Origin of the sequence: Nocardioides sp. NPDC057767, assembly GCF_042798275.1 — a bacterium.
In the GTDB taxonomy this organism is placed as follows: Bacteria; Actinomycetota; Actinomycetes; order Propionibacteriales; family Nocardioidaceae; genus Nocardioides.
Genome location: NZ_JBHVKJ010000024.1, coordinates 22,635 through 46,687 on the forward strand (window position 1 = coordinate 22,635; position 24,053 = coordinate 46,687).

General features: G+C 70.3%; 24 protein-coding genes. 15 read left to right on the forward strand and 9 right to left on the reverse strand.

Features of this window, described 5'->3' with window-relative positions; translation table 11 throughout:
• Nucleotides 1–4: 4 nt before the first annotated feature.
• On the reverse strand, nucleotides 5–1,483 hold the full coding sequence (locus ACFVDI_RS14035) for an RNB domain-containing ribonuclease (RefSeq protein WP_378905908.1): 1,479 nt from the start codon (nucleotides 1,481–1,483) through the stop codon (nucleotides 5–7).
• Nucleotides 1,484–1,586: 103 nt separating this feature from the next.
• Between ACFVDI_RS14035 and yaaA the strand changes: the two genes are divergently transcribed.
• Nucleotides 1,587–2,378: a peroxide stress protein YaaA gene (yaaA, locus tag ACFVDI_RS14040; RefSeq protein ID WP_378905910.1), complete on the forward strand. Its 792-nt coding sequence runs from the start codon at nucleotides 1,587–1,589 to the stop codon at nucleotides 2,376–2,378.
• 136 nt (nucleotides 2,379–2,514) lie between these two features.
• Here yaaA and ACFVDI_RS14045 read toward each other — a convergent pair whose 3' ends face one another.
• From ACFVDI_RS14045 to ACFVDI_RS14055, 3 genes are read right to left on the reverse strand one after another with little or no spacing between them, the layout of a single operon-like run.
• A complete protein-coding gene (locus tag ACFVDI_RS14045) occupies nucleotides 2,515–3,201 on the reverse strand; it encodes a histidine phosphatase family protein (protein WP_378905912.1) in 687 nt (228 codons plus the stop codon).
• Entirely contained in the window at nucleotides 3,198–3,914 is a 717-nt protein-coding gene (locus ACFVDI_RS14050; RefSeq protein ID WP_378905914.1) for a zinc ribbon domain-containing protein, read from the reverse strand. The genes ACFVDI_RS14045 and ACFVDI_RS14050 overlap by 4 nt, the downstream gene beginning before the upstream one ends.
• Before the next feature lie 42 nt (nucleotides 3,915–3,956).
• Complete coding sequence (locus ACFVDI_RS14055; protein ID WP_378905916.1) at nucleotides 3,957–4,763, reverse strand: Nif3-like dinuclear metal center hexameric protein; 807 nt, start codon at nucleotides 4,761–4,763, stop codon at nucleotides 3,957–3,959.
• Nucleotides 4,764–4,918: 155 nt separating this feature from the next.
• Here ACFVDI_RS14055 and ACFVDI_RS14060 point away from each other — a divergent pair, with 155 nt between their 5' ends.
• The 9 genes from ACFVDI_RS14060 (at nucleotide 4,919) to ACFVDI_RS14100 (ending at nucleotide 14,496) form a co-directional block, all read left to right on the forward strand.
• The gene (locus ACFVDI_RS14060) at nucleotides 4,919–6,049 is read left to right on the forward strand and encodes an ABC transporter ATP-binding protein (protein ID WP_378905918.1); all 1,131 of its coding nucleotides are present in this window, start codon (nucleotides 4,919–4,921) and stop codon (nucleotides 6,047–6,049) included.
• Nucleotides 6,046–7,251, forward strand: a complete 1,206-nt coding sequence (locus tag ACFVDI_RS14065) for a spermidine/putrescine ABC transporter substrate-binding protein (protein WP_378905920.1) — start codon at nucleotides 6,046–6,048, stop codon at nucleotides 7,249–7,251. The genes ACFVDI_RS14060 and ACFVDI_RS14065 overlap by 4 nt, the downstream gene beginning before the upstream one ends.
• On the forward strand, nucleotides 7,244–8,185 hold the full coding sequence (locus tag ACFVDI_RS14070; RefSeq protein ID WP_378905922.1) for an ABC transporter permease: 942 nt from the start codon (nucleotides 7,244–7,246) through the stop codon (nucleotides 8,183–8,185). The genes ACFVDI_RS14065 and ACFVDI_RS14070 overlap by 8 nt, the downstream gene beginning before the upstream one ends.
• On the forward strand, nucleotides 8,182–9,015 hold the full coding sequence (locus ACFVDI_RS14075) for an ABC transporter permease (RefSeq protein WP_378905924.1): 834 nt from the start codon (nucleotides 8,182–8,184) through the stop codon (nucleotides 9,013–9,015). Before ACFVDI_RS14070 ends, ACFVDI_RS14075 begins: the two co-directional genes overlap by 4 nt.
• Complete coding sequence (locus ACFVDI_RS14080; RefSeq protein WP_378905926.1) at nucleotides 9,015–10,658, forward strand: amidohydrolase; 1,644 nt, start codon at nucleotides 9,015–9,017, stop codon at nucleotides 10,656–10,658. The genes ACFVDI_RS14075 and ACFVDI_RS14080 overlap by 1 nt, the downstream gene beginning before the upstream one ends.
• A gap of 21 nt (nucleotides 10,659–10,679) precedes the next feature.
• Nucleotides 10,680–10,928 carry a zinc-ribbon domain-containing protein gene (locus ACFVDI_RS14085; RefSeq protein WP_378905928.1) on the forward strand — a complete coding sequence of 83 codons (249 nt, stop codon included), beginning with the start codon at nucleotides 10,680–10,682 and terminating at the stop codon, nucleotides 10,926–10,928.
• Between the two features lie 105 nt (nucleotides 10,929–11,033).
• Complete coding sequence (locus ACFVDI_RS14090) at nucleotides 11,034–11,957, forward strand: intradiol ring-cleavage dioxygenase (RefSeq protein ID WP_378905930.1); 924 nt, start codon at nucleotides 11,034–11,036, stop codon at nucleotides 11,955–11,957.
• 96 nt (nucleotides 11,958–12,053) lie between these two features.
• Nucleotides 12,054–12,716 carry a TetR/AcrR family transcriptional regulator gene (locus ACFVDI_RS14095; RefSeq protein ID WP_378905932.1) on the forward strand — a complete coding sequence of 221 codons (663 nt, stop codon included), beginning with the start codon at nucleotides 12,054–12,056 and terminating at the stop codon, nucleotides 12,714–12,716.
• Nucleotides 12,717–12,798: 82 nt separating this feature from the next.
• Entirely contained in the window at nucleotides 12,799–14,496 is a 1,698-nt protein-coding gene (locus ACFVDI_RS14100) for a phytoene desaturase family protein (protein ID WP_378905934.1), read from the forward strand.
• A 17-nt stretch (nucleotides 14,497–14,513) separates the two neighbouring features.
• Here ACFVDI_RS14100 and ACFVDI_RS14105 read toward each other — a convergent pair whose 3' ends face one another.
• Entirely contained in the window at nucleotides 14,514–16,055 is a 1,542-nt protein-coding gene (locus ACFVDI_RS14105; RefSeq protein ID WP_378905936.1) for an AMP-binding protein, read from the reverse strand.
• Between the two features lie 104 nt (nucleotides 16,056–16,159).
• On the opposite strand from ACFVDI_RS14105, the gene ACFVDI_RS14110 reads away from it, so the two are divergent.
• From ACFVDI_RS14110 to ACFVDI_RS14120, 3 genes are read left to right on the forward strand one after another with little or no spacing between them, the layout of a single operon-like run.
• On the forward strand, nucleotides 16,160–16,426 hold the full coding sequence (locus ACFVDI_RS14110; RefSeq protein WP_378905938.1) for a hypothetical protein: 267 nt from the start codon (nucleotides 16,160–16,162) through the stop codon (nucleotides 16,424–16,426).
• Nucleotides 16,395–17,888, forward strand: a complete 1,494-nt coding sequence (locus tag ACFVDI_RS14115; protein WP_378905940.1) for a sensor histidine kinase — start codon at nucleotides 16,395–16,397, stop codon at nucleotides 17,886–17,888. The genes ACFVDI_RS14110 and ACFVDI_RS14115 overlap by 32 nt, the downstream gene beginning before the upstream one ends.
• A complete protein-coding gene (locus ACFVDI_RS14120) occupies nucleotides 17,873–18,538 on the forward strand; it encodes a response regulator transcription factor (protein WP_378905942.1) in 666 nt (221 codons plus the stop codon). Before ACFVDI_RS14115 ends, ACFVDI_RS14120 begins: the two co-directional genes overlap by 16 nt.
• A 25-nt stretch (nucleotides 18,539–18,563) precedes the next feature.
• Here ACFVDI_RS14120 and ACFVDI_RS14125 read toward each other — a convergent pair whose 3' ends face one another.
• Together ACFVDI_RS14125 and ACFVDI_RS14130 are read right to left on the reverse strand one after the other, a co-directional pair.
• Nucleotides 18,564–19,436: a serine/threonine-protein kinase gene (locus tag ACFVDI_RS14125; protein ID WP_378905944.1), complete on the reverse strand. Its 873-nt coding sequence runs from the start codon at nucleotides 19,434–19,436 to the stop codon at nucleotides 18,564–18,566.
• A 7-nt stretch (nucleotides 19,437–19,443) separates the two neighbouring features.
• The gene (locus ACFVDI_RS14130) at nucleotides 19,444–19,797 is read right to left on the reverse strand and encodes a hypothetical protein (RefSeq protein ID WP_378905946.1); all 354 of its coding nucleotides are present in this window, start codon (nucleotides 19,795–19,797) and stop codon (nucleotides 19,444–19,446) included.
• 150 nt (nucleotides 19,798–19,947) lie between these two features.
• Here ACFVDI_RS14130 and ACFVDI_RS14135 point away from each other — a divergent pair, with 150 nt between their 5' ends.
• A complete protein-coding gene (locus ACFVDI_RS14135; RefSeq protein ID WP_378905948.1) occupies nucleotides 19,948–20,382 on the forward strand; it encodes a hypothetical protein in 435 nt (144 codons plus the stop codon).
• Nucleotides 20,383–20,426: 44 nt separating this feature from the next.
• Nucleotides 20,427–21,509, forward strand: coding sequence for a Vms1/Ankzf1 family peptidyl-tRNA hydrolase (locus ACFVDI_RS14140; RefSeq protein ID WP_378905950.1), 1,083 nt, complete (start codon nucleotides 20,427–20,429; stop codon nucleotides 21,507–21,509).
• 6 nt (nucleotides 21,510–21,515) lie between these two features.
• Here the strand turns inward: ACFVDI_RS14140 and ACFVDI_RS14145 are convergent, their stop codons facing one another.
• Nucleotides 21,516–22,448: a lysophospholipid acyltransferase family protein gene (locus ACFVDI_RS14145; protein ID WP_378905952.1), complete on the reverse strand. Its 933-nt coding sequence runs from the start codon at nucleotides 22,446–22,448 to the stop codon at nucleotides 21,516–21,518.
• Nucleotides 22,449–22,458: 10 nt separating this feature from the next.
• Complete coding sequence (locus tag ACFVDI_RS14150) at nucleotides 22,459–24,039, reverse strand: lactate racemase domain-containing protein (protein ID WP_378905954.1); 1,581 nt, start codon at nucleotides 24,037–24,039, stop codon at nucleotides 22,459–22,461.
• Nucleotides 24,040–24,053: the final 14 nt, after the last annotated feature.

The following is a 24,053-nucleotide window of genomic DNA, read 5'->3' on the forward strand; positions in this document are numbered from 1 at the left end:
ATCATCAGGCGAGCGTGAAGCCGACCTTCCGGGCGACGACGTCGGCCGTCTCCAGCCGCACCTCGACCTCCTCGCCGAGCGGGAGGGCCGTCGTGCCGGTGACCCTGGCCTCGATGGCCGGTTCCTCGACCGTGATGGAGCCCTTCTGCTTGTCCTCGTCGTCGACCTCGACGATGACGGCGGTGAACGTCTCCCCGACCCGCTCGGACAGCAGCCCGGCCTCGACGAGGTCGACCACACCGCGCTCGTAGGCACCGCTGGCCCGGGACGAGGCCCGCATCGTCTCGGGGAGTGTGGTGAACGCGCTGGTCACCCAGTCGGGGACCGGCTGGTCGGCGCACAGCGCCAGGCAGACCTCGCCGGCGTAGCGGTCGATCAGCCGGCGCAGCGGAGCGGTGACGTGCATGTACTCGTTGGCCAGCGCCGAGTGCTCGGTCAGCTCGGGGAGCTCGCCGTTGAACGAGGCGTACCCGCTCCCGCGCAGCAGCCTGGTGCAGGCGATCGCCATCGCGGCGTGCTTGCCGTTCTTGCCGTCCAGCGACCGGATGAAGTCGGGGTAGAGCATCTCGGCGGGCCACTCCAGCCCGAGCGCACGGGCGGTGCGGTGGAGCCGCTGTACGTCTCGGGGATCGGGCTCGGGAAGGGTCCGCAGGAGCCCGACGCGGGCGTAGACCATCAGGTCCGCCGCCGCGAAGCCGGTGAGCAGCGAGATCTGGGCGTTCCAGTTCTCGACCGGCAGCAGGTCGCGGTACTCGAGCGACCAGTGCTCCCCCACGACCGAGATCTCCTGGTCGCGCAACGGCAGGTTCACCCCGCCCCGGGCGGCCTCGAGGGCGATCCGCTTCTCGCCGATCTCCTTCAGCAGCTGAAGCGACTCGCCGATCCGTTGGTCGAGCTTGTCGAGACCAGCGAAGCCTTCGCCGTCGAACATCTTCTGCACACCCTCGTAGGAGAGCTTCGCCCGCGACCTCACCAGCGCGCGCTCGACGAAGGTGTCGATCCCCTCGCCGGTGGCATCGAGCTTGTGGGTCCACAGCAAGGCCGGTCGCACCTGGTCGGGAAGCAGCGAGGCGGCGTCCTCGGAGAGCACCTTGGGGTGGAGCGGGATCTTCGCATCGGCGGCGTAGAGCGACTCGCCACGCCTGTTGGCCTCGATGTCGACCGGGTCGCCGGGCGCCACGAAGGCGGCCACGTCCGCGATCGCGTAGTGCACCAGGTAACCATCGCCGTCGCGGGCCAGGTGGAGCGCCTGGTCGAGGTCCATCGACGTCGCGGGGTCGATGGTCACGAACGGCAGATCGGTGCGGTCCAGCTCGGGAAGCCTCGGGTCGGCCGCAGCGGCGGCCGCCGCCTGCTCCACCTCCGGCGGGAACTCGGCACTCACCCCCAGCTCGGCCTGGAGCGCGGCGATCCCGTCGCGGAGCGTGGTGGCGGCGACACCGTCGTCGGCACTGGCCACCCGGATGATGCGTGCGGAGCCCATGGCCGGAACTCTAGTGGCTCTCTGCTCCTCGAAGCCTCGTCCGTCCTGCGCGGCGGCGCGCCCCCATTCGGCCATCCCGGTCCCGGACGGCACCATAGTCACCGTGCTGATCCTGCTGCCGCCCTCGGAGGGCAAGACCACGGCCGTACGCGGCAACCCGCTCACGCTCGACGAGCTCCGTCTCCCGGTGCTCAATCCGGCCCGCGCCAAGGTCATCGACGCGCTGGTCGAGCTCTGCTCCACCCGCCCCGAGGCCGCCGTCGAGATCCTCGGCATCCCGAAGACCCAGCCCGAGCTGGTCACGTTGAACGCCGAGCTGTTCGAGGCGCCCACCGCGCGCGCCGACCGGATCTACACCGGCGTCCTCTACGACGCCCTCTCCCCCGCGACCCTGTCACCGGCCGCGAAGCGCCGCGCGACGAGCCGGGTCATGGTAACCAGCTCCGTGTTCGGCCTCGTCGGCCTGGCCGACCGGATCCCTGCGTACCGTCTCTCGGGGGACACCACCCTCCCCGGCATCGGTGGCATCCAGTCCCACTGGCGCGCCCACCTCGGCGCGGGCATGACCGAGGCCCTCGGCGACGACCTGCTCGTGGACCTCCGGTCCGGGACGTACGCCGCGTTCTGGCGCCCCGACGCCGAAGGGTCGAGCAGCGTGCCCGCCCGCACCGCCACCGTCCGCGTCCTCCACGAGCACAACGGCCAGCGCAAGGTGGTCAGCCACTTCAACAAGGCCACCAAGGGCCGCCTCGTCCGAGCCCTCCTGGAATCCGGTGCCAACCCCCGCACCCCCGCCAAGCTCGCCGAAGCCTTCCGCGACCTCGGCTGGACCGTCGAAGAAGGCGCTCCGACGAAGAAGGGCACCCAGCTCGACGTCGTCGTCACCGAGATCTAGCCGTCCCCGCCGAGTCGGCGCGTCTGTCCCACCAGGGACCGTCGAGTCGGCGCGTCTGTCCCACCAGGGACCGTCGAGTCGGCGCGTCTGTCCCACGAGCACGAGACAGACGCGCCGACTCGGCGTCCGGCGAGCGTCAGAAGGTGCCGGTGGCGAAGGGGTCCCGGGCGAGCGGGAGGCCGTTGAAGAGGCGCATGGAGGCGCGGCCGTCGGCGTAGAAGGACACCACGGTCACCGAGGCGGGTGAGAGCTCCATGTTGAAGACGCCGCCGATCGGGGTGCCCAGCGCGTGAGCGACGATCAGCTTGATCGGCGAGACGTGGGAGGTGACCACGACGGTCTGGCCGGCGTGGGCCTCGAGCACCCGCGAGAGTCCGTCGAGCACGCGGGCCCGGGCGGAGTCGAACGACTCACCGCCGGGAGGCGCGACCTCGGTCGCCCCCATCCAGGTCTTCATCTCGTCGGGGTACTGCTGGGCGACCTCGGCGAAGGTGAGCCCCTCCCACTTCCCGAACTCGATCTCCGCGAACGCCGGCTCCTCCTCCAGCCGGGCGCCGAGCGCGCCGGCGAGGATCTCACCGGTCTCGGCGGCGCGCAGGACCGGCGACGTCACGACGGCGTCGACAGCGGAGGCGAGCGGCTTGAGCCACTCCGCGGTCAGCAGCACCTGCTCGCGGCCCTCCTGGGTCAGCGGCGGGTTGTCGCCGCCGAGCCCGCCGGAGAACGCCTTTGCGGCCGTGTGCTTGGTGACCCCGTGACGCACCAGGACGAGCGTGGTCGCGGCCGCCCCGGCGCTCCAGCCCCGCGCGGGCTTCTCGCTCACAGGCCGGACTCGGCGGTGCGGACCAGGATGCGGGAGCACTCCTCGCAGCGCACCACCTCGTCGGCGGCGAGGCCGCGGATGCGGGAGATCTCGGCCGGATCGAGCTGGAGGTTGCAGCCCCCGCAACGGCGGGCACGCAGCTCCGCGGCACCGACGCCCATCTTCTCGCTCAGGCGCGAGTAGAGGGCGAGCAGGTCCTCGGGGATGCCCTCGAGCGCCGGCGTACGCTCCTCGGCGACCCCGGCCAGCTCGGTGTCGATCTTCGAGGTCTCGACGTTGACGGAGTCGACCGCGACCGCCAGCTTCTCGGTGATCTCGGCGAGCTCGGCCTCGAGCCGGGTCACCTTCGCCTGAGCCTCCTCGAGCTGCTCCATGACCTCGAGCTCCTCGTCCTCGAGCACCGAGATCCGGCGGTCGAGGGTGACCAGCTCGTGCTGCATGCGCTCGAGGTCCTTGGCGCTGCTGATCGCCCCGGAGTCCATCCGCTCCTGGTCGCGGCGGCGGCGGGTCTTGACCGCCTCGACATCGGCGTCGGCCTTCTTCTGCACCCGCTCGAGGTCGTCGCGGGCGACCCGGGCGTCGCGTACGGCATCGTCGGTGGTCTTCTTCGACGCCTGCAGCTCCGCCACGACGGCGGCCTGCGGCAGATGCGCACGGCGGTGGCGCAGCTGGAGCGCACGCGAGTCCAGCTCACAGACGTCGAGCAGCTTCACCTGGGCGAACGGGTCGGCTTTCAGCGGATTCTCCTCAGTTGTTCACAATCGCAAAGTCCACGGGTCGGTGACGATCTCCGAGACCCGGGTGTCCACCGTATCCCCGAATACCTCCCGAAGTCGCCTCGCCAGCACAGGCAACCAGGTCCACTCGGCCGCCCAGTGCGGGATGTCGATCAGCGCACCACCCTTCTCACAGAACTCCGAGGCCGGATGGTGGCGCAGATCGCTGGTCACATAGACGTCGTACGCAGCCACCTGATCGAGCAGGAAGTCACCCGCCCCGCCGCACAACGCCACCGAGGACACCGGCCGGTCGAGGTCGCCCGCGACCCGGATCCCGGCCGCGGTCGCAGGCAGCGCCGCGGCCACCGACTCGGCGAAGGCACCCAGGGTCGTCGGCTCCACCGTCCCGGCGCGACCCGTACCCACCTCGTCACTGGCCCCCGGGATCAGCGGCCGCAGCGAGCTCAGCCCGAGCGCGAGCGCCAGCGACTCCGAGACCCCGCCGAGCGCCTGGTCGGCGTTGGTGTGCGCGGTCAGCAGCGCGCACCGCGCGGAGACCAGCGTCGAGAGCGTACGCCCTTTGGGGGTCGTCGCGGCGAACCCGTGCACACCCTTCAGGAAGAGCGGATGATGGACCACGACCAGGTCCGCACCCCAGGCGGCCGCCTCCTCGGCGACCGGGAGGGTCGGGTCGACGGCGAGGAGCACCTTCGAGACCGGCTGCGAGGGTTCGCCCCAGACCAGCCCGACCGCATCCCACTCGTCAGCGGTGGCGGGCGGATACCAGTCGTCCAGCAGCGAGATGACGGCAGACAGTGTCGGCGGGGTAGGCGCGGTCGGCATGGTGCAACCCTAGATCCCGCCCCCGGGACCACGCCTCACGACAACGCCTGAAACGGAATCCAGTTCGTAACCGTTCTTTTACAACCGATTCCGTACTTTTCACCGGATCTTTGTGGTGGAATGCAGCGCTAAGTGAACAATCGACTGGAGCAGCGATGACCACGAAAGCTACCCCGGACCCATCCTCCGGCTCGGTGACGATCAGCGGCCTGACCAAGACCTATGGCCAGGCCACGGCGGTCGACGGCCTCGACCTGGAGATCAGGGCCGGCGAGTTCATCTCGTTGCTCGGTCCCTCGGGCTGCGGCAAGACGACGACGCTGCGCATGATCGCCGGATTCGAGAAGCCCGACTCGGGCAGCATCGTGATCGGCGGCAGGGACGTGGTCAGGCTCGCGCCCTACCAGCGCGACGTGAACACGGTCTTCCAGGCGTACGCGCTGTTCCCGCACAAGTCGGTCGCGGAGAACGTCGCCTACGGCCTGCAGCAGCGCAAGACGCCCAGGGCGGAGATCCGCGAGCGGGTCGTCGAGGCGCTGCGGATGGTGCGCATGCTCGACTTCGCCGACCGCTCGCCGACGCAGCTCTCCGGTGGCCAGCAGCAGCGGGTGGCGCTGGCCCGGGCGCTGGTCAACCGGCCCAGTGTCCTGCTCCTCGACGAGCCGCTGGGCGCCCTGGACCGCCAGCTGCGCGAGGAGATGCAGCTCGAGCTGAAGCTGCTCCAGTCCCGCCTCGGGATCACCTTCGTCTTCGTCACCCACGACCAGGGTGAGGCGCTCGCGATGAGCGACCGGATCGCGATCATGCGCGCCGGGAGGATCGAGCAGCTCGCCGACGCCGACACCGTCTACAACCAGCCGGCCAGCGCCTACGTCGCCGGCTTCGTCGGCCAGCAGAACTTCCTGCACGGCGAGGTCAGCGCCGACGGCACCACCGTCGAGACCCCCTTCGTGGTCGTCGAGGGCCCCGCCAAACCCGACGGGAAGCCCGGCGAGGCCCACCAGGCCGCGATCCGTCCCGAGCTGATCTCGATCGAGCCCGGCACCCAGGCCGAGGGCCTCAACACCGTCGCCGGCGAGGTGCTGCAGGTCTCCCCGCTGGGTGAGGTGATCCAGTACCTCGTCAAGGTCACCGACGAGACCAGCCTCCTCATCCGCCGCCCCACCCACGGCGCCGTCCGGCTCTCCCCCGGCGACCCGGTCCTCTGCGGCTGGGCCGCCGAGGACGTACGTCTCTTCCCCCTCGACACCCCACTCGACCCGACCACCGCTAGGAGCCCGCAATGAGCAAGCCTGTGAACAAGAGTGGCAACGTACGCATCCTGGCCAGCCATGCCGGCGCGCGAGCGATCCGCCAGGAGCTCTCCCGCCGCCACTTCCTCAGCCTGGCGGCTCTCGCCGGCGCCGGCGTCGCCCTGACCGCCTGTGGCTCGGACGGCGGCGAGAAGTCCAGCGCGGTCGAGCCGGGCGGCGGCGCGACCGGCGGGCCGGTGGAGAAGTCGCTCTCGATCTACACCTGGGGCGACTACGACTCCCCCGAGGTGATCGACGCCTTCGGCAAGACCGGCCCGAAGGTGACCCTCGACTCCTACGGTTCCAACGAGGAGCTGATCTCCAAGCTGGTCGCGGCCAAGGGCACCAGCGGCTACGACATCGTCGTGCCGACGGGCGTCTACATCCCGCAGCTGATCGAGAACGAGATCATCGTCCCGTTCAACAAGGACCTGATCCCCAACATGGCCAAGGTCGACCCGCAGTTCCTCGGCCAGGACTGGGACCCGGAGAACGAGTACTCGGTGTGCAAGTGCTGGGGCACCACCGGGTTCGTCTACGACACCACCGTGATCAAGCGCGACCTGGTGACCTGGAACGACTTCATCGACGCGATGCAGAACGAGGCCTCGGGCAGGACCTCGCTGCTCGACGACCCGCAGGGTGTCTCCGGCCTCTACTTCTGGGCCAACGACATCGACTGGAACACCGAGGACATGGCCGACTACGACGCCTACGAGGCCGAGGCGGTCGAGAAGTGGGCGCCACACATCGCCGGCTTCGACTCCTACCCGGCCACCGGCGCGATGCAGCAGAACACCTTCGCGCTGATGCAGAACTGGAACGGCGACTCCCGCCTCGGCATCCTCGAGCACAAGCAGCCCGACCGCTGGAAGTGGGTCCTCCCCGGCCCGACGACCGAGCTGTGGATGGACAACTGGTGCATCCCGGCCGGCGCACCTCACCCCGAGGCGGCCCACGCGTTCATCGACTACGTGCTGGAGCCGGAGAACTCCTTCCTGGAGATGGACTACATCGGCTACAACACCGGCATCCAGGGCATCGAGGAGATGGCCGAGGAACGCAAGGTCGAGCTGCCCGAGATGATCTTCTTCACCGAGGAGCAGCTCGCCACCATGAAGAACGGTGCGGTCAACGAGGCCCAGGACCGGCGTACGGAGGTCTACGACAAGCTGAAGGCCGCCGCCAGTGCCTAGGAGCGCGTCCAGCAGGCTCCCCGGGTTCGTCCTCGCCGTCCCGGCGTGGCTGTGGCTGACGGTCTTCTTCGTGGTGCCGTTCCTGCAGATCGCCTGGTTCAGCCTCGGCGAGAAGCCCGGGATGTTCGGCACCCACAGCAACGCGGTGATGTCGCTGGACCGCTACGCCGAGGCGTTCAGCCCGACCTTCTTCACGATCTTCCGGGCAACGCTGTGGATGAGCGTGCTGGGGACCGTCGCGTGCCTGCTGATCGCGCTGCCCGCTGCGTACTACATGGCGCTCAAGGTCCCCGCGCGCCGTCGCGGGCTGCTGGTCGCGCTGGTGATGGTGCCCTACTGGACCTCGTTCCTGATCCGGACGATCGGCTGGAAGGTGATCCTCTCCTCGGAGGGCGCCCTGGCCGGGTTCCTGACCGACGTCGGCCTGGTCGGGGACCCGCACGACCTGCTCAACACCCGCGGGGCGGTGCTGCTGGGCCTGATCTACAACTATCTTCCGCTGATGATCCTGCCGATGTACGTCGCCTTCGACCGCGTCGACAGCGCCCTCGGCGAGGCCTCCAAGGACCTCGGCGCCGGCCGGCTGCGGACGTTCTTCCAGGTCACGCTGCCGTTGGCTCGGCCCGGGATCATCGCCGGCGTGATCCTGGTCTTCATCCCGATGATGGGCGACTACGTCACTCCGGCCGTCCTCGGCGGCGCCAAGGGCACCATGGTCGGCTCGCTGATCGCCAGCCAGTTCCTGACCGCGCAGAACTGGGCGCTGGGCTCGGCGATGGCGGTCGTCCTCATCCTGCTCACCATGCTCGTCGTCATCCTCTCCATCGCCCTGCTGTGGGGCGTGGGGTGGCTCATCGGGCGACGGAGCAGGCTGGTCATCGGGACGAGGGCCGGGACGAAGGCCGTCGCAACGAAGGAGGTGGCGACCGCATGAGCAGGCCGTCCGGGACCAATCTCGCGCTCGGCGCGTGGACCACGCTGGTCTTCCTCTTCCTGTTCGCCCCGATCATCGTGATCGGCATCTACTCCTTCAACGGCGGCCGCCTGCTGACCGCCTGGGACGGCTTCAGCCTGGAGCCGTTCACGGCGATCGTCGAACGGCCGACCGTACGTCACACCGTCGCCGTCTCCCTGCAGACCGCCGTGATCGCAGCCCTCCTGGCCAGCGCGCTCGGCACCCTGGCCGGGATGGCGATGGCCCGGTTCCCGGGCCGCTGGACTGGCCCGTTCACGCTGTTGTTGCTGCTGGTCTCGGTCACCCCCGAGATCGTCGACGGCATCGCGCTGCTCCCCTGGTTCGTGACACTCGGCCAGGACTGGTCGCTGCTGCCGTTCAACAACGGCTACGTACGCCTCGTGATCGGTCACTCGCTGTTCGCGACCGCGGTCGTCACCTACATCGTCCGTGCCCGGCTGGTCGGGCTGGACGCGTCCTTGGAGGAGGCGTCGGCGGACCTCTACGCGAGGCCGGTCGCGACCTTCTTCAAGGTCACCCTTCCGCTGGTCGGCCCGGCGGTCCTGGCCGGCGGGCTGCTCGCCTTCACCCTGAGCCTCGACAACACGGTGATCTCCTCGTTCATCAACGTCTCCGGCACGACCTCGTGGCCCGTCTACGTGCTCTCCTCGGTCCGCTCCGGTCTCAAGCCCGAGATCGCCGCGGTCTCCACCATCCTGCTGGTCTTCACGCTCCTGGTCCTCGGCCTGGTGGCGCGGGTGCTCAAGCGCTCGGGCTCCTCGGTCACCGACACCATGGCCGCGGCCTGATGGGTGGACGGGCTCTCCCCGCGGAGCTGGTGCTGCGCGGTGGCCGGGTGTTGCGCGAGAACCGCTGGGAGGACGTGGCTGTTGCTGTCCGGGATGGGCGCATCGCCGCCGTCGGCGCGTCCCTCGACGCGCTCGTCGGTCCCGAGACCGTCGTCGAGGAGCTCGACGGTCGCTGGGTCCTGCCCGGCTTCCACGACTCGCACGTGCACCCGGTCCAGGCCGGGCTGGAGATGAACCAGTGCGACCTGACCGGTCTGTCCACGCTCGAGGAGTATCTGGACGCCATCGAGTCATACGCCTCCGCGAACCCCGGGCGTGCGTGGGTCACCGGAGGTGGCTGGTCGATGGACTCCTTCGCCGGCGGGGTGCCGGACGCTGCGCCTCTCGACCGCCTGCTTCCCGACAGGCCGGTCTTCCTGCCCAACCGTGACCACCACTCCGCCTGGGTGAACACTCGCGCGCTCGAGATCGCCGGCATCGACGCCCGCACCCCGGACCCGGCCGACGGGCGCATCGAACGGGACGCCGCCGGCAACCCGACCGGCGCGCTGCACGAAGGTGCGATGGCGCTGGTCGGGTCGCTGATGCCCGCCCCGACCTCGCACGACCTGACCGAGGCCCTGCTGACCGCGCAGCGCCACCTGCACTCGGTCGGCATCGTCGGCTGGCAGGACGCGCTCGTCGGCGCCGGTCTCGGCATGCCCGACTCGCTGCCGACCTACATCGCCGCCCGGGACTCCGGCGCGCTCACCGCGAAGGTCGTCCTGGCCCAGTGGTGGGACCGCGACCGGGGCCTGGAGCAGCTGCCGTCGCTCATCGAGCGGCGTGCCCTGGCAGCACAGGCGGGGCTGGACGCGGGCAGCGTGAAGCTGATGCAGGACGGCGTCTGCGAGACCCACACGGCCGCCATGCTCGACCCCTACCTCGACACCGACGGCCATCTCACCGACAACCGCGGGCTCTCCTTCATTCCGGCCGATGCCCTGGCCAGCTACGTCGCGGCGTTGGACGCGGCCGGGTTCCAGGCGCACATCCACGCCCTCGGCGACCGGGCGGTGCGCGACAGCCTGGACGCGATCGAGCACGCACGGGCGGCCAACGGAGCCAGCGGACTGCGCCACCATCTGGCCCACGTGCAGGTCGTCGACGCCGCCGACGTGCCCCGCTTCGCCGAGCTCGAGGTCACCGCCAACATCCAGCCGCTGTGGGCGTGCCTGGACGAGGCGGTGGAGGTGCTGACGCTGCCGTTCCTGGCACCCGCCGCGCGCGAGCAGCAGTACGTCTTCGGGTCGCTGCTGCGTACGGGTGCCCGGATCGCGTGCGGGAGCGACTGGCCGGTCTCCGACCCGGCACCGCTGCTCGGCATGCACGTCGCGGTCAACCGCCGCTCCCCCGACCAGCCCGCCGACGCCACCCCGCTGCTGCCCGAGGAGGCGCTGACGGTCGCGGAGGCTCTCGCCGGCTACACCACCGGCACCGCCCACCTGAACCGCCTCGACGGAACCACCGGCCGGATCGAGACCGGGTACGCCGCCGACCTGGTCGTGGTCGACCACGACATCCTCGGCGAGGACACCACCGTCCTCGGCCGGACCCAGGTGACCCACACCTACGTCGACGGTCGCGAGGTCCACCGGCGCTGAGCGCGTGCAAGACTCGTTGCCATGATCATCTTCGGGTTCAAGACCTACACCCGGCTGCTCGCGACGCTCTCGCTGGTCTGCCCGAACTGCCGCCAGCAGGCTGCCCAGCGGCTCTTCGAGGTCGTCAACAAGTTCACCCTCTTCTTCATCCCCCTCTTCCCCGTCAGCAGGTCGCGCCGGATGGACTGCACCTACTGCGGCTACGCCTCGAAGCTGTCCAAGGAGCAGGCGGACCAGCTCCAGTCCGCGCCACGTCCGAGCGTCGGCTGAACCTCGGCGGCTCTCACAGGAACCCCACAGCCGGGGCAGGAGGTCCTCACGGATCCGGACGTCAGAGTCAGGTCAACGCACCAGACAGACGTCAAGGAGAACCGAATGAGCCGCGTACCCGAACCCGAGAACACCCCTGAAGGCCCGGCCTATGAGGGCCGCCTGCTCGCCCGCCCCGAGGAGGAGGTGGTCGACCAGGGTGCCGGCTTCGACATCTCGACCCTGCTGACCCGCCGCCGGGTCCTCGGGCTCGTCGGGGTCGGCGTCGGGGCCGCTGCCCTGGCCGCTTGCGGGGCGTCCGGCTCGTCGGGCTCATCGGGCTCCTCGGGCGGCGCCGCGTCCAACGCGTCCACAACGGCCGACGGCGAGATTCCGCAGGAGACCAACGGCCCCTACCCGGCCGACGGCACCAACGGCACGAACGTGCTGACCGAGTCCGGGATCGTACGCAGCGACATCACCTCCAGCCTCGACGGCGGCACCACGGTCGACGGTGTGCCCCTGCGGTTCACCTTCACGGTCACCGACATGGTCGACGACAACGTGCCCTTCGAAGGCGCTGCGGTCTATCTGTGGCAGTGCGACGCACTGGGCCGCTACTCCATGTACTCCGAAGGTGTCGAGGACGAGACGTACCTCCGCGGTGTCCAGGTCGCCGACGCCAAGGGTCAGGTGACCTTCACGACGATCGTGCCCGGCTGCTACGACGGCCGCTGGACGCACATGCACTTCGAGGTCTACCCCGACGCCGACTCCGCCACGACCGGCGAGAACGCGATCGCCACCTCGCAGGTCGCCTTCCCGGAGAAGATGCTGAGCAAGGTCTATCAGGACGACGCCTACGAAGGCTCGGCCGAGAACCTGACCAAGGTCAGCCTCGAGAACGACAACGTCTTCAGCGACGGCTACGAACTCCAGATGGGCACGTTCACCGGCAGCCCGAGCGTCGGCTACCGGGGCTCGCTCGCCGTCGCCGTCGACACCACCACCGAGGCCGCCATGGGCGCCGCACCCCCGACCCGGCGCTGATGTCCCACCAGAACCCGCCGAGTCGGCGCTACTGTCCCGGGCTGGCGGGACCCCCACACCGGGATGGCCACGCGGCCGGCGCCCTACCCTGATCGGGTGAACGACGCCCAGAAGCCGAAGGATCCGGCCGGCGACGCCGCGGCGCGCGGGACGCGTCGACGGGAGCGAACCCGCGCCCGGGTGCTCGACGCCGCCGAGCAGCTGTTGTCGCAGCACGCCCCTGAGGAGATCCGGATCGAGGACGTCGCCGCCCTGGCGGGGATCTCCCCGGCCTCGGTCTACGTGCACTTCGGCACCAAGGACGGGCTGATGGCAGCCGTCACCGAGCGAGTGCTGACGGTGGCCACCGAGACCCTCCGGGCGGCCTACGCCGCGCAGACGACGCCGCTCGAGCGCTTCGCCGGCGTCGGGTCGGCCTACCTGAAGCTGCTGCTGGAGCACCCGACGGTTGTGAAGTACCTGATGGTCACCGGTGAACGCGGCCCCGGCTCGGCGGTAGAGGATCTGGTCGTCGAGCGGTTCAGCGAGCTGCGGGGCGAGTTCGAGCAGAGTATCCGTGATGCGGTGGACTCCGGCGCGATCCGGAAGGTGGATCCGGAGCTGTTGTCCTACTTCCTCTTCGGAGCCTGGAACGGGGTCGCCGCGCTGGCGTTGCGCCGGGACGCACTGGCGGTGGAGCCCGAGCGCGTCGAGCTGGCCGTGATCGAAGCCGGCCTGGTCCTGCTCGAGGGTCTGATCCAGGCACCGCCGCCCGCCTGACGGACATCGGGTCTTGGCGGAACGGGTCGAACCGAGTTAACTGGAGTCCGACTCCAAATTACTGCTCCGAAAGCGACCCGTGATGACGCAGACCGCGACACCCCCCGCTCCGGGCCACGAGGCCGACGACCACACCTGGGACGCCGTGGTGGTGGGCGCCGGGCCGGGCGGCCTCACCTGCGGGGCCTACCTCGCCGCCAACGGCAAGCGGGTCCTGGTGCTCGAGGCCAACCAGGTCGTCGGCGGCAGCACCCAGGTCTTCCGCCGCGCCGGCAACAAGTTCGAGTTCGACGTCGGCACCCACTACGTCGGCGAGTGCGGCCCCGGCGGCCGGATGCAGACCGCGCTGTCCGGCCTCGCGCTGGCCGAACGGATCAAGTGGCTGCGCCAGCGACCCGAGGGCCACTGCCAGGTGATGATCCCCGGCACCACCTTCCAGACGCCGACGGGCTGGGACACCTACCTCGACCGTCTCGTCGCGGCCTTCCCCCGCGAGGAGGCCGGGCTGCGCCGCTGCGTACGGATCATGCGGATCATCGCCGCCGGAGAGCAGCCGCGGCTGCGCCCCTACCACCTGCTGCGCTGGGGCATCCGGCCGATCACGAAGCTGATGGACGCCTGCGGCCTGAGCGCAGACGCGCAGGCCGTGATCCTCGCCGAGAACGGCGACTACACCTGGCCGCCCTACCGCACGCCCACCGCGATGCACGCCGGCTTCCTCCACCACTACCTCCAGGCCGGCGCCTACTACCCGCGCGGCGGCGGGCAGGTCATCGGCGCCCACCTCACCGACGTGATCACCACCCACGGTGGCCGGGTGCGCACCAAGGCCCGCGTCGAGAAGATCCTCATCGAGGACGGACGGGCGGTCGGCGTACGTCTGGCCGACGGTGAGGAGATCCGCTCCGAGGTCGTCGTCTCCGCTGCGGACTTCAAGAGGACCTGGGCCGATCTGGTCGGCGACGAGCACCTGACCCGCCGCCTGCGGCGCCGGCTGAAGGACCTCGAGATGACGCTGCCGATGTTCGCGGTCTACGTCGCCCTCGACGTCGACCTGCGCGAGCGCGGCACGCCGCCGCTGGCGTGGGTGTGGCCGACCAACGACATCGACGGCTACTACCGCGAGGTCGAGGCGGGCCGCTGTCCTGAGCAGATGCCCGTCGGGATCAGCTGCCCGACCGCCAAGGATCCTGAGGGTACGCACTCGGCACCGGCGGGGTACTCCACGCTCGAGCTGGTCAGCTGGGCGCCGAAGGACCACGGGTTCTGGAACGTCTCCGCGGACCCCACCGATGGAGCGTCGTACGGCCGGGACGAGCGCTATCTCCAGCTCAAGGAGGAGCTCACCCAGCGGGTGCTCGACACCGCCGAGCTGATGATCCCGGATATCAGGGAGCGGATGGTCTTCTGCGAGGCCTCCACGCCGATCACCCAGGAGCGCTTCACGTTGACCAGCGACGGCTCCTGCTACGGCATCGCGCCGCTGATCAAGAACCTCGGCCCCTTCCGGCCGCGGGTCACCACCCACATCCCCGGGCTGTTCCTCGCCGGCGGCAGCACGGAGCACATGTTCGGCATCAACGCCACGATCTGGGGCGGCATGGGCACCGCCGGTGCCGTGCTCGGTCGCGATCTCGCTGCAGAGGTACGCGACGGCGCGGTCTTCGTGGACGAGGCCGACCTGACCCCGATGACCGACGACTTCGACCCGCTCCTGGCCTCGAAGCCCGGCTCGGTGATCCGTCGGGCCGCCCGGCGTCGCCCCAGGGCGACGGCCTGAGCGACCCGCCGGATCGTCTAGTTGACCTTGCGCTCGCGGTCGCCCCAGTAGGGCTCGCGGAGCTTGAACTTCTGCAGCTTCCCGGTGGCCGTACGCGCCAGGGAGTCGCGGAACTCGACGACCGTCGGCGCCTTGTAGCCGGCGGCGCGCTCCTTGCACCAGGCGATCAGCTCCTCCTGGGTCGCGGAGGCGCCCTCGGCGAGGACGACGAGGGCGAGGATGGTCTCGCCCCACTTCTCGCTGGGGACGCCGATGACGGCGACCTCGGCGACCGCGGGGTGCAGGAAGAGGACGTCCTCCACCTCGGCGGAGCTGACGTTCTCGCCGCCGGTGATGATGACGTCCTTGATCCGGTCGGAGATGGTGAGGTAGCCGTCGTCGCCGAGGCTGCCGCCGTCGCCGGTGTGGAACCAGCCGTCGGCAAGGGCCTTCTCGGTCTCCTCGGGCTTCTCCCAGTAGCCCTCGAGCACCACGTTGGAGCGGGCCAGGACCTCCTTGTCGGGCGAGATGTCGAGGCTCACCCCGATCGCGGGCGCACCGGCGCGGGTCAGCTTCGCGGCGCGCTCCATCGGGTCGAGGTCGTCCCACTCGGCACGGGTGCGGTTGATGGTCAGCAGCGGCGAGGTCTCGGTGAGGCCGTAGATCTGGATGAACTCCCAGCCGAGCTCCTCCTGGACGCGCACGACCGTCTTCGTCGGCGGCGGAGCGCCGGCCATGATGATCCGCACCTTGTCCCGCCCCGGGATCTCGCCCTCGGTCTCCTGCCACTGCGGCAGCGCGTCGAGCACGGCGGCCGCCACGGCGGGGGCAGCGCACATGTAGGTGACCCCGTGGTCGCGTACGCGGCGCAGGATCTCCATCCCGTCGACCTTCCGCAGCACGACGTGCTCGATGCCGAGGCCGGTCGCGGCGAACGGCATCCCCCAGCCGTTGGCGTGGAACATCGGCAGCGTGTGCAGGTAGACGTCACGGTCGGTCAGCCCGGCGTGGAGCCCGAAGGTCAGCGCGTTGGTCCAGATGTTGCGGTGGGTGATCTGCACGCCCTTGGGCCGGGCGGTGGTGCCGGAGGTGTAGTTGATCGCCGCGGTCGCGTTCTCGTCCGGCTCCCACGGCGCCGGCTCGACGCCCTCTGCGGCGTAGAGGTTGGCGTCGTCGCCGAGCACGAAGCGGTGCTTCGCGGTCACGTCCTTCAGCGCCTCGTCGACCTCCGGGTCGACCCACAGCACCGAGGCGCCCGACTGCTCCACGATGTAGGAGACCTCGTCGGGACGCAGCCGGAAGTTCACGGGCACCAGGATGCGTCCGTAGCCGGAGACGCCGTAGAACGCGGTCAGCAGCCGCGCGGAGTTGTGGGAGACGATCGCGACCCGCTCCCCCACCCCGATGCCGAGCTCGTCCAGCTTCGCCGCCATCCGCTTGGCGAGCGACTTCATCTCCGCGTACGTCACCTCCCCGAGGGAGGCCGCCGGCTGGTCGGGCTCGTCGACGATGCCCACCCGCTCCCCGTAGACGGATGCGGCACGGTCGATGAAGTCGTTGACGCTGAACGGGACGAACACGGGCGTTACCTCCAGGTGCAAGTGGTGACCCGGATCACTGTATCGATGAGAGGTCTCTCATGGACCCCCACTTCGGACAGGTCGTCAGGCACTATCGGAGGGTCATGTCCCGCACCCTGAAGTTCCTTCTCCCGCTGGTAGTGCTCGTGGCGGTCGGCGTCTACCTGGCCGGCTCCTTCGCGGGAGCCTCCGAGAACGACCCGCCGCCGCGCGAGCCCGTCGTGCTGCCCTCGCAGTCGGCCACGCCGTCCGCCCCGAGCACCGGAGCGTCCCCGAGCACGGACCCCTCGGGTGTCCCGGTCGTCACCCCAGGTCCCGTCGACGATGATGATGACGACGATGACCGCGACGACCGCCATGACGACGACTGACCCTCGAGCTCCCGGGACGACGCCACCGCCTCGCCGGGGGCTGTCCGTACGCGCCCGGATCACCGCCTCTGTCGCCCTCCTGGTCACCCTCGCTCTGGCCGGCGCCGGTCTCATCGTCTACGCGGTCGAGCTCAGCCGGGTCGATGCCGCGACCACGCGCGAGATGGAGCAGGAGCTCGATGAGTTCTCCCGGCTGCGCACCGAGGGCATCGACCCCGAGACCCGGGCGCCGTACGACGTGGAGGGCCTGTTGCGGACGTTCCTGAGCCGCAACGTGCCCGACGACGACGAGCTCCTGGTCGCCTGGGTCGACGGCCGGCCGCGCGCGCACTTCCCCGAGGACCCGCTGATCTCCACGGCGCGGTTCAGCAGGGCCGTCTCCGGCGTCGTCGTCGACGGCGGGACGACCTATCTCGACACCCCCGACGGCGAGGTACGCATCACCAGCCAGCCGGTGCGGCAGGACACCGCCACGGGCACGACCGAAGGTGCCCTCCTGGTCGTCTCCTATCTCGACGAGGACCGTGCCGAGCTGCGCAGCACGATGCGGACCTACACGATCGTGGCGGGTCTCCTCGCCCTCCTGGTCACCCTGGTCGCGGCCTGGCAGTCGGGGCGGCTGCTGGCGCCGCTGACCCGGCTGCGGGAGGCCACCGGCGCGATCAGCGCGACCGACCTCTCGGCCCGGCTGCCAGAGTCGGGAAACGACGACATCTCGGCCCTGACCAGGAACTTCAACGACATGCTGGCCCGCCTGGAGCAGGCGTTCTCCGACCAGCGGCAGTTCCTCGACGACGCCGGTCACGAGCTGCGTACGCCACTGACGATCATCGGCGGCCACCTCGAGCTCCTCGACGAGTCCGACCCGACCGAGGTCGAGCAGACCCGGCGGCTGGCACTCGACGAGATCGACCGGATGAGCCGGCTGGTCGGCGACCTGATCCTGCTGGCCAAGCACGACCGTCCCGACTTCCTCACGCTCGAGGAGGTCGACGTCGACACCCTCACCGAGGACATCCTGGCCAAGGCCAGCGCCCTGGCCGATCGCGACTGGCACCTCGACGAGGCCACCCCCGGCACCTGGCGTCTGGACCCGCAACGGGTCACCCAGGCGATGCTGCAGCTGTGCGACAACGCCGCCGGCCACACCGCGCCCGGCGACCGGATCGCGGTCGGCTCGGCGGAGGTCGACGGCACCCTGCGCCTGTGGGTACGCGACACCGGCCCCGGGGTTCCTGCCGAGGACCGGGACCGGATCTTCGAGCGGTTCGCCCGCGGCTCCGAGACCGGCTCGGGCGACCGGCCGAGGCTCGGCCTCGGCCTGGCCATCGTCTCCGCCATCGCCACCGCCCACGGCGGCACCGTCGGCGTCGAGGACGCGACGCCACCGGGTGCCCGTTTCACCATCACCCTGCCCGCACGCCGCGACCCACACGAAGGAGAGGCATGGCCCGCATCCTGATCGTCGAGGACGAGGACCGCATCGCGGCGTTCCTGGCCAAGGGCCTCGGCGCCGACGGCCACCAGGTCAGCACCGTCGCCGACGGGCTCGAAGGACTCGAGGAGGCGCTCAGCGGCGCCTTCGACCTGATGGTGCTCGACATCGGCCTCCCGACCATCGACGGCTTCGAGGTGCTCGACCAGCTCCGCGCCCAGGGGTCCCGGATGCCGGTGGTCGTGCTGACCGCCCGCGACTCGGTGCACGACACCGTCTCCGCGCTCGAGGGCGGCGCCGACGACTACCTGGCCAAGCCGTTCCGCTTCGCCGAGCTGCGGGCCCGGATCAACGTACGCCTGCGGCAGCAGGACAACACCGACGCCGAGGCGGGCGAGCTCCGCTCCGGCTCGGTGGCGCTGGACCTGCGTACGCGACGGCTGCGGGTCGACGGACGCGAGACCGACCTCTCCGCGCGCGAGTTCGCCCTGACCGAGGTGCTGCTGCGGCATCCGGGTCAGGTGCTCTCCCGCGCCCAGCTGCTCGACCTGGCCTGGGGCATGGACTTCGACCCGGGCTCCAACGTCGTCGACGTCTACGTCGGCTACCTGCGCAAGAAGCTCGGCCCGGCCCGGGTCGAGACCGTCCGCGGCATGGGCTACCGCTTCCAGCCCTGACCCGGGCCCTGTGCCGGCTCGGGGGTCAGCTGATCCGCAGGCCGCCCAGCGAGGCTCGCGGAAGCCGGTCGAGCGCGGGCGAGACGGTCTCGGCGATCTCGGCGGGCGCGGGGCGGTCACCGGCCTCCGGGGCGAGGCACGCGTCGATGACCTTGACGATCTCGGGCGGCGTACGTCTGGGGAGGGCGTGGGGGCGGGAGACGAGCTGGGGGTAGCGCTCGGTGCGGACCTCGGCGCTCGGGTCGCCGTGGGGGAAGGGGCGTTCGCCGGTGACGGCGTGGAAGAGGGTCGCGCCGAGGGCCCAGACGTCGCTGGCCGGGCCGACCTCGCCGAGCTCCCCGGGCAGGCACTGCTCGGGCGCCATGTAGGCGTCGGTGCCGATCTCGTGGCGCAGCGCGGCCGCGGCGGCCACCGGCCGGGCCACCGAGAGGTCGATCAGCCGGGCCGGCGAGCCCATGATCAGGTTGCTCGGCTTGATGTCGAGGTGCACCCAGCCGGAGCGACGCAGGTAGTGCAGCGCGGAGGCGAGGTCGAGCGCCAGCGGCAGGTACTGCTGCTCCGGCAGGCGCCCGTGGCGGCGGATCAGGGTCGAGAGCCGCGGGCCCTCGACGTGCTCCATCACCACGTAGGGCCGCTCGCCGTCGAGGTCCTCACGCAGGGCGCGGACGAGGACGGGGTGCTTCAGGTTCGTCAGCGCGTCGGTCTCGCGCCGCAGTGCGTTGCGGCTGGTCTCACTGGCGACCAGCCCCGGTCGCAGCACCTTCGCCACGACCGGACTGTAGGTGACCTCGTCGAAGGCCAGGAAGGCCTCGTACGACGAGCCGCCCCCGAGCAGCCGCATCGCGGTCAGCTCGGGGGTGATCGCGTCACCCTGGACCAGGCCCCAGGTGTCGGTCATCTTCGACTCAGCCCTGGGTCCGGTCGTCGGTGTTGTCGTCGCGCGTGTTGTTCTTGGTGTTGTCGTCCTTGGTCTGGTCGTCGCGGGTGACCTTGTCGCGGGTGTTGTCCCGGGTGTTGTCCTTGGTCGCCCGGGTCACGCCGGTGCCGTTGGTCGCGGTGTCGTTGCCGGCGGCGTCGCGGGTGACGTCGTCGGCGTCGTTGTCGTCGTCATCGTCGACGGTGGTCACCTGGGTGTTGGACTTCTCCTCACGCTTGGCATAGCCGTCGTCATCGACAGCGGCAGCGCTCTGGTAACCGAACACAGCGGCCGCGACCACGCCGACCAGGCCGGTCCCGAGGATCATCGGAAGCTTCTTCATCATTCGTCCCTTCAGGTTCTGCCCCGGGTGTTCCCGGCGCCGTGCAAGAACCATCTCGACCCGCGGTGAGGTGATCGTGAGACGACCATGAGAGCTCTCTCATCCGCGAGCCGGTTCGGGTCCCGGGGCCGCTGGTGGTAGGAACGTCCCGTGCAGAGCAGCGAGTGGCGCGAGATCGCGCTCAAGGTCGGCGTCCTGGTCCTCGTCGGGGTGCTGATCTCGATCGCCGGCTACGGCTACTCCCGCTCCCGTTTCCGCGAGCACGCCACCGATCAGGCCGAGACCGCCGCCAGCCGGTTCGCGCGGACCACGAGCTGGACCACGGTCGAGGCGAAGCCGGAGCTGGTGGCGCAGTGGGCCCGGGCCTGCCCCGCGGTCCAGACCCCGCCGACCGAGAAGACCGCCGACGCCCGCGGCCACCTGGAGAAGGTACGCATCACCTCCACCGACCTCACCGAGACCGGCGCCACGGTGGAGCTGACCCCGGACGGCGGTCAGTCGGTGTTCACCCTCGTCGTCACCCGCTCCGGGAAGGGCAAGGACGAGGAGTGGCAGGTCACCGAGGTGACCTGCGCAGCCGGCTGAGCGAGGCCCGTGTCAGATCCCCCGCCGGTGGGTACCAGACCGGTATGGACACCGCTGGATTCACCAACCTGTTGAACCGCCCAGGTCCGTACGCCACCGTGCTGGCCGATGTCAGCCAGGACTCGGAGAACGCGGCCCACGCCAAGGAGCTGCGCGTACGCGCGGTCTGCGAGGAGCTCTCCGCCCAGGGTGCGCCGCCCGATGTCGTGGCACAGGTCTCGGAGAGGCTGGGGACGAACGTTCACCAGCCGGCTCCCCTGGCACACGTCGTCGTCGCGACCCCCGAGGGGATCGCCTACGACCAGGTGGCCGTCGCCGAGGTCCCGAACCAGGTCGCGACCTGGGACGCGCTGCCCGACCTGGGCTCCTGGATCGCCGCCCGCGACGCCTCGATGCCGTTCGTGCTGGTCCTGGTCGACCACGCCGGCGGCGAGATCTCGCTGTGGGACTCCGGACTGCCACGGCCGACGAGCACGACCACCGTGGAGGGCGACGAGCTCGAGCACGTGCACAAGGTCCAGGACAACGTCGGCTGGGCGGCCCTCCGCATGCAGCAGACCACCGACAACGTCTGGCGCCACAACGCCGACAAGGTGGCCGAGGAGGTCATCCGGCTGATCCGCGACCACGGTCATGAGCTCGTGCTCGTCGGCGGCGACCCGAACTCGGTCGGCAGGCTGCGCGACGACCTCGCCGACCAGCCCGTCGAGGTGATCGAGCTGGCCAGCGGACAGCGTGCCGCGGACGGCGGCGACCAGGCTCGTGACGACGCCATCCGCAGCGCCCTGCTGGACCGGGTCGTACGCCGCCGCACGGCCCTCGTCCGCCGCCTCGAGGAGGCCTGGGGCCGAGGGGACCGCGCCGCGACCGGCGTACGCGACGTCGCCGACGCGTTCGTCACCGGCCGCGTCGAGACGCTGCTGATCGACCCCGACGCGCTGGCCGGGCACACGCTCGACCCGGCGGACCACCCCGGCCTCACCTTCGGTGAGGCTCCGGTCACCGGTCCGGTCGAGGCCGGCGAGGCGCTCATCGCCGCGGCGGTCCTCACCGACGCCGAGGTGTGCGTCCTGCCCGCCAGCCTGCTCGGCGACGCCCCGGTCGCCGCGCTGCTGCGCTGGTCCTGACCCGCCTCAGCGGTGCCAGGCCCGGACCTTGTCCGGCTCGGTGTCGGGAGATTCCGTGGCCGCCCAGACCTTGCGCCACTCGGCGATCTCCTCGCCGGCCGGGTCGGGCGTGCTGCGCTCGGCCGCGCGGCGCATCGAGGCGTACCAGTCGGTGGCGTCCTCGTCCAGCAGTCTCGACACCGCCGACCGGATCCGCGGCCCGAACTCGCGCACCGACTCGCCCTCGGCCGGGCGGAGCGGCTCCCCGAAGCGTACGGTCAGCTGACGGCGGCCGCCGGAGGTGTCCTTTCCGGGCCAGTTGACCCCGCGCGGCATGGCCGCGTAGGTGCCACGGTGGGCGATCGGGACGACCGGGACACCGTACTCGATGGCCAGGTAGGCGGCGCCGGACCGGAACCGGCCGACGGTGCCGTCCTTGGAGCGGGTGCCCTCGGGGAAGACGACCAGCGACCAGCCATCGGCGAGCACCTCCCCCGGCTGGGTCGAGAGCGCTCCGCCACGACGGTCGATCGGCAGCGTGTTGAAGATCAGCGAGGAGCCCACCGCGCGCCACCAGGTGTCGAAGAAGTAGTCGGCCGCGGCCGCCACCGCGGTCTTGCGTCGCCACGTGTCGGGGAGCGACAGCAGGATCAGTGGCGTGTCCAGGTGGGAGGCGTGGTTGGCCACGAAGATCACCGGCCCCTCGAGCCGGTCGAGCACGTCGAGGCCCTCGACCTGGGTCTTCACCTGTGACCGGAAGACCGCCTCGAGCCCGGCCTGAGCCACCTCCCGGACCGCTCGCGCGGCCGGCTTGCGCGACCACTCGTTGTCGAAGACCGTCGTCGTCGCCGGCGGCACGAACGGCTCCGCCGACCGCGGCACCTGCGCCCGGTGGCCCCAGCGCCAGCCCCGCTTCATCAGACGTACGTCGCGGGCGGTCTCTTTCCAGAAGCTGCTCATCGACGACACCTCATCGCACGTCCGCCAGCAGGTGCGGAGGATTGCGCAGATAGGTGATCGACGGCGACGGCCCGACGGTCGAGCTGGCCATCTCCAGCGCATCGCGCAAGGTCGACGCCGACCGGAAGCCCATCCGGGCCGCGGCCTTCGGGTTCCCGCCGACCCAGATGACGTCGCCGAGGTGGTCGAGCGCGTGCGCGATCCAGTACCACATGTAGAACGGGTGGACGCCGTGATAGGCGTTCGAGGTGCGGTAGAGGTGGACGTACCAGGGATCGGTGGCGAACTGCTCCTCGAACTTCGGCCCGATCAGCGCCGGATCGGTGGTGTCGGCCAGCACCTCCTCGTAGAAGTCGACGTAGGAGGGGTGGGTCAGGGTGTTGAAGCCCTCGTCGAGCGGGTGGTAGAGGATCGCGACGCCGCCCTCGCGCACCACCGGCTGCCGCAGGTAGGAGTTGAAGTAGTAGCCCAGACCCATGCAGGCGGCCAGGATCGGGTTCATGGTCGAGTTGACGTTGTAGGGGCCGAGATAGGGCACCCCCATCACCATCACGTCGGACTGCCCCTCGACCTTGACCCGCTGCTGCTGGTGGACCCGCTGCACGGTCAGCTCGTGCACCGGCTCGACGGCGCCGGCGGTGATCCCGGTCAGGCCGTAGTTGGAGCGCAGGTCGTGGAACATCGTGTGGCGCATCTTCTGCGGCGCCACGGCCAGTCCTCGGCGCAGGCCGAGCACGGTCGCCTGGTCACGCAGCGACCACTCCCACTCGCGCTTGAGCAGCGTGTCGTAGGGCTTCCCGAAGACCTCGTTGTCGAGCGTCGTCTCGATCTGGAAGACCTTCACGTTCTCCCCGATCAGCCGGCCCATCCGCCAGGCCGAGGAGTGCATCTCGGAGTGCTTGTGGTCCATGAAGGAGCGCGAGTGGACCATCGTCTTGGCGTTGTGGTGGTGCTTGATCGACTTGTAGGACGCCAGCCCGATGCCGACCGACTTGTGGCCGCCGTCCATCGCGACGAGGTTGACGTTGACGTAGATCAGCAGGTCGGAGGTGGCCGCCCGCTTGTTGATCTCGACGTCCTCGCCCTTCTCGGTGACGCCCATGTGCTCGAGGTTGGAGCGGTCCTCGGCGTCGTGGTTGTAGAGCAGGCCCTGCGGCGCGAAGCTGCGGAAGACGCGCTCGCCGACGATGTGCTTCATCTCGGCATCGGTCATCCGGCGGTGCAGGGCGAGCGCGGCGATGATCTCGACGTCGTCGACACCCTTCTCGGCCGCGATCGTGAGCACCTGCTCGATGATCCGGCCGCGGATGTCGGGCGCCTTCATCGTGGGCAGCGGCAGGGAGAGGTCGTCGAAGGCGATCGTCAGCCGCATCCCCGGGAACATCAGCTCGCGCAGCGGCTCGGAGTCGACCGGGTTCTCCAGCGCCTCCCGGATCGCCCCCTCCACATCCGGCACCGTCGGCAGCGACTCGGGCGGATAGACCACCCGGGTGCCCTGCGGGAACTCCTCGAGCCGGAACCCGAGCCCCTCGTGGACGAGCAGGGGCGGCGTACGGTCGTCCACCTCCAGCACGAATCCTGGGCGTGTCATCGATGACTCTCCTT

Coding starts and splice junctions, on each gene's coding strand:
- ACFVDI_RS14075 (WP_378905924.1), top strand. CDS start 8,182: ATGAGCAGGCCGTCCGGGACCAATCTCGCGCTCGGCGCGTGGACCACG.
- ACFVDI_RS14090 (WP_378905930.1), top strand. CDS start 11,034: ATGAGCCGCGTACCCGAACCCGAGAACACCCCTGAAGGCCCGGCCTAT.
- ACFVDI_RS14130 (WP_378905946.1), bottom strand. CDS start 19,797: ATGAAGAAGCTTCCGATGATCCTCGGGACCGGCCTGGTCGGCGTGGTC.
- ACFVDI_RS14115 (WP_378905940.1), top strand. CDS start 16,395: ATGACCGCGACGACCGCCATGACGACGACTGACCCTCGAGCTCCCGGG.
- ACFVDI_RS14125 (WP_378905944.1), bottom strand. CDS start 19,436: ATGACCGACACCTGGGGCCTGGTCCAGGGTGACGCGATCACCCCCGAG.
- ACFVDI_RS14085 (WP_378905928.1), top strand. CDS start 10,680: ATGATCATCTTCGGGTTCAAGACCTACACCCGGCTGCTCGCGACGCTC.
- ACFVDI_RS14100 (WP_378905934.1), top strand. CDS start 12,799: ATGACGCAGACCGCGACACCCCCCGCTCCGGGCCACGAGGCCGACGAC.
- ACFVDI_RS14110 (WP_378905938.1), top strand. CDS start 16,160: ATGTCCCGCACCCTGAAGTTCCTTCTCCCGCTGGTAGTGCTCGTGGCG.
- ACFVDI_RS14140 (WP_378905950.1), top strand. CDS start 20,427: ATGGACACCGCTGGATTCACCAACCTGTTGAACCGCCCAGGTCCGTAC.
- ACFVDI_RS14060 (WP_378905918.1), top strand. CDS start 4,919: ATGACCACGAAAGCTACCCCGGACCCATCCTCCGGCTCGGTGACGATC.
- ACFVDI_RS14120 (WP_378905942.1), top strand. CDS start 17,873: ATGGCCCGCATCCTGATCGTCGAGGACGAGGACCGCATCGCGGCGTTC.
- ACFVDI_RS14065 (WP_378905920.1), top strand. CDS start 6,046: ATGAGCAAGCCTGTGAACAAGAGTGGCAACGTACGCATCCTGGCCAGC.
- ACFVDI_RS14150 (WP_378905954.1), bottom strand. CDS start 24,039: ATGACACGCCCAGGATTCGTGCTGGAGGTGGACGACCGTACGCCGCCC.
- ACFVDI_RS14145 (WP_378905952.1), bottom strand. CDS start 22,448: ATGAGCAGCTTCTGGAAAGAGACCGCCCGCGACGTACGTCTGATGAAG.
- ACFVDI_RS14080 (WP_378905926.1), top strand. CDS start 9,015: ATGGGTGGACGGGCTCTCCCCGCGGAGCTGGTGCTGCGCGGTGGCCGG.
- ACFVDI_RS14035 (WP_378905908.1), bottom strand. CDS start 1,483: ATGGGCTCCGCACGCATCATCCGGGTGGCCAGTGCCGACGACGGTGTC.
- ACFVDI_RS14055 (WP_378905916.1), bottom strand. CDS start 4,763: ATGCCGACCGCGCCTACCCCGCCGACACTGTCTGCCGTCATCTCGCTG.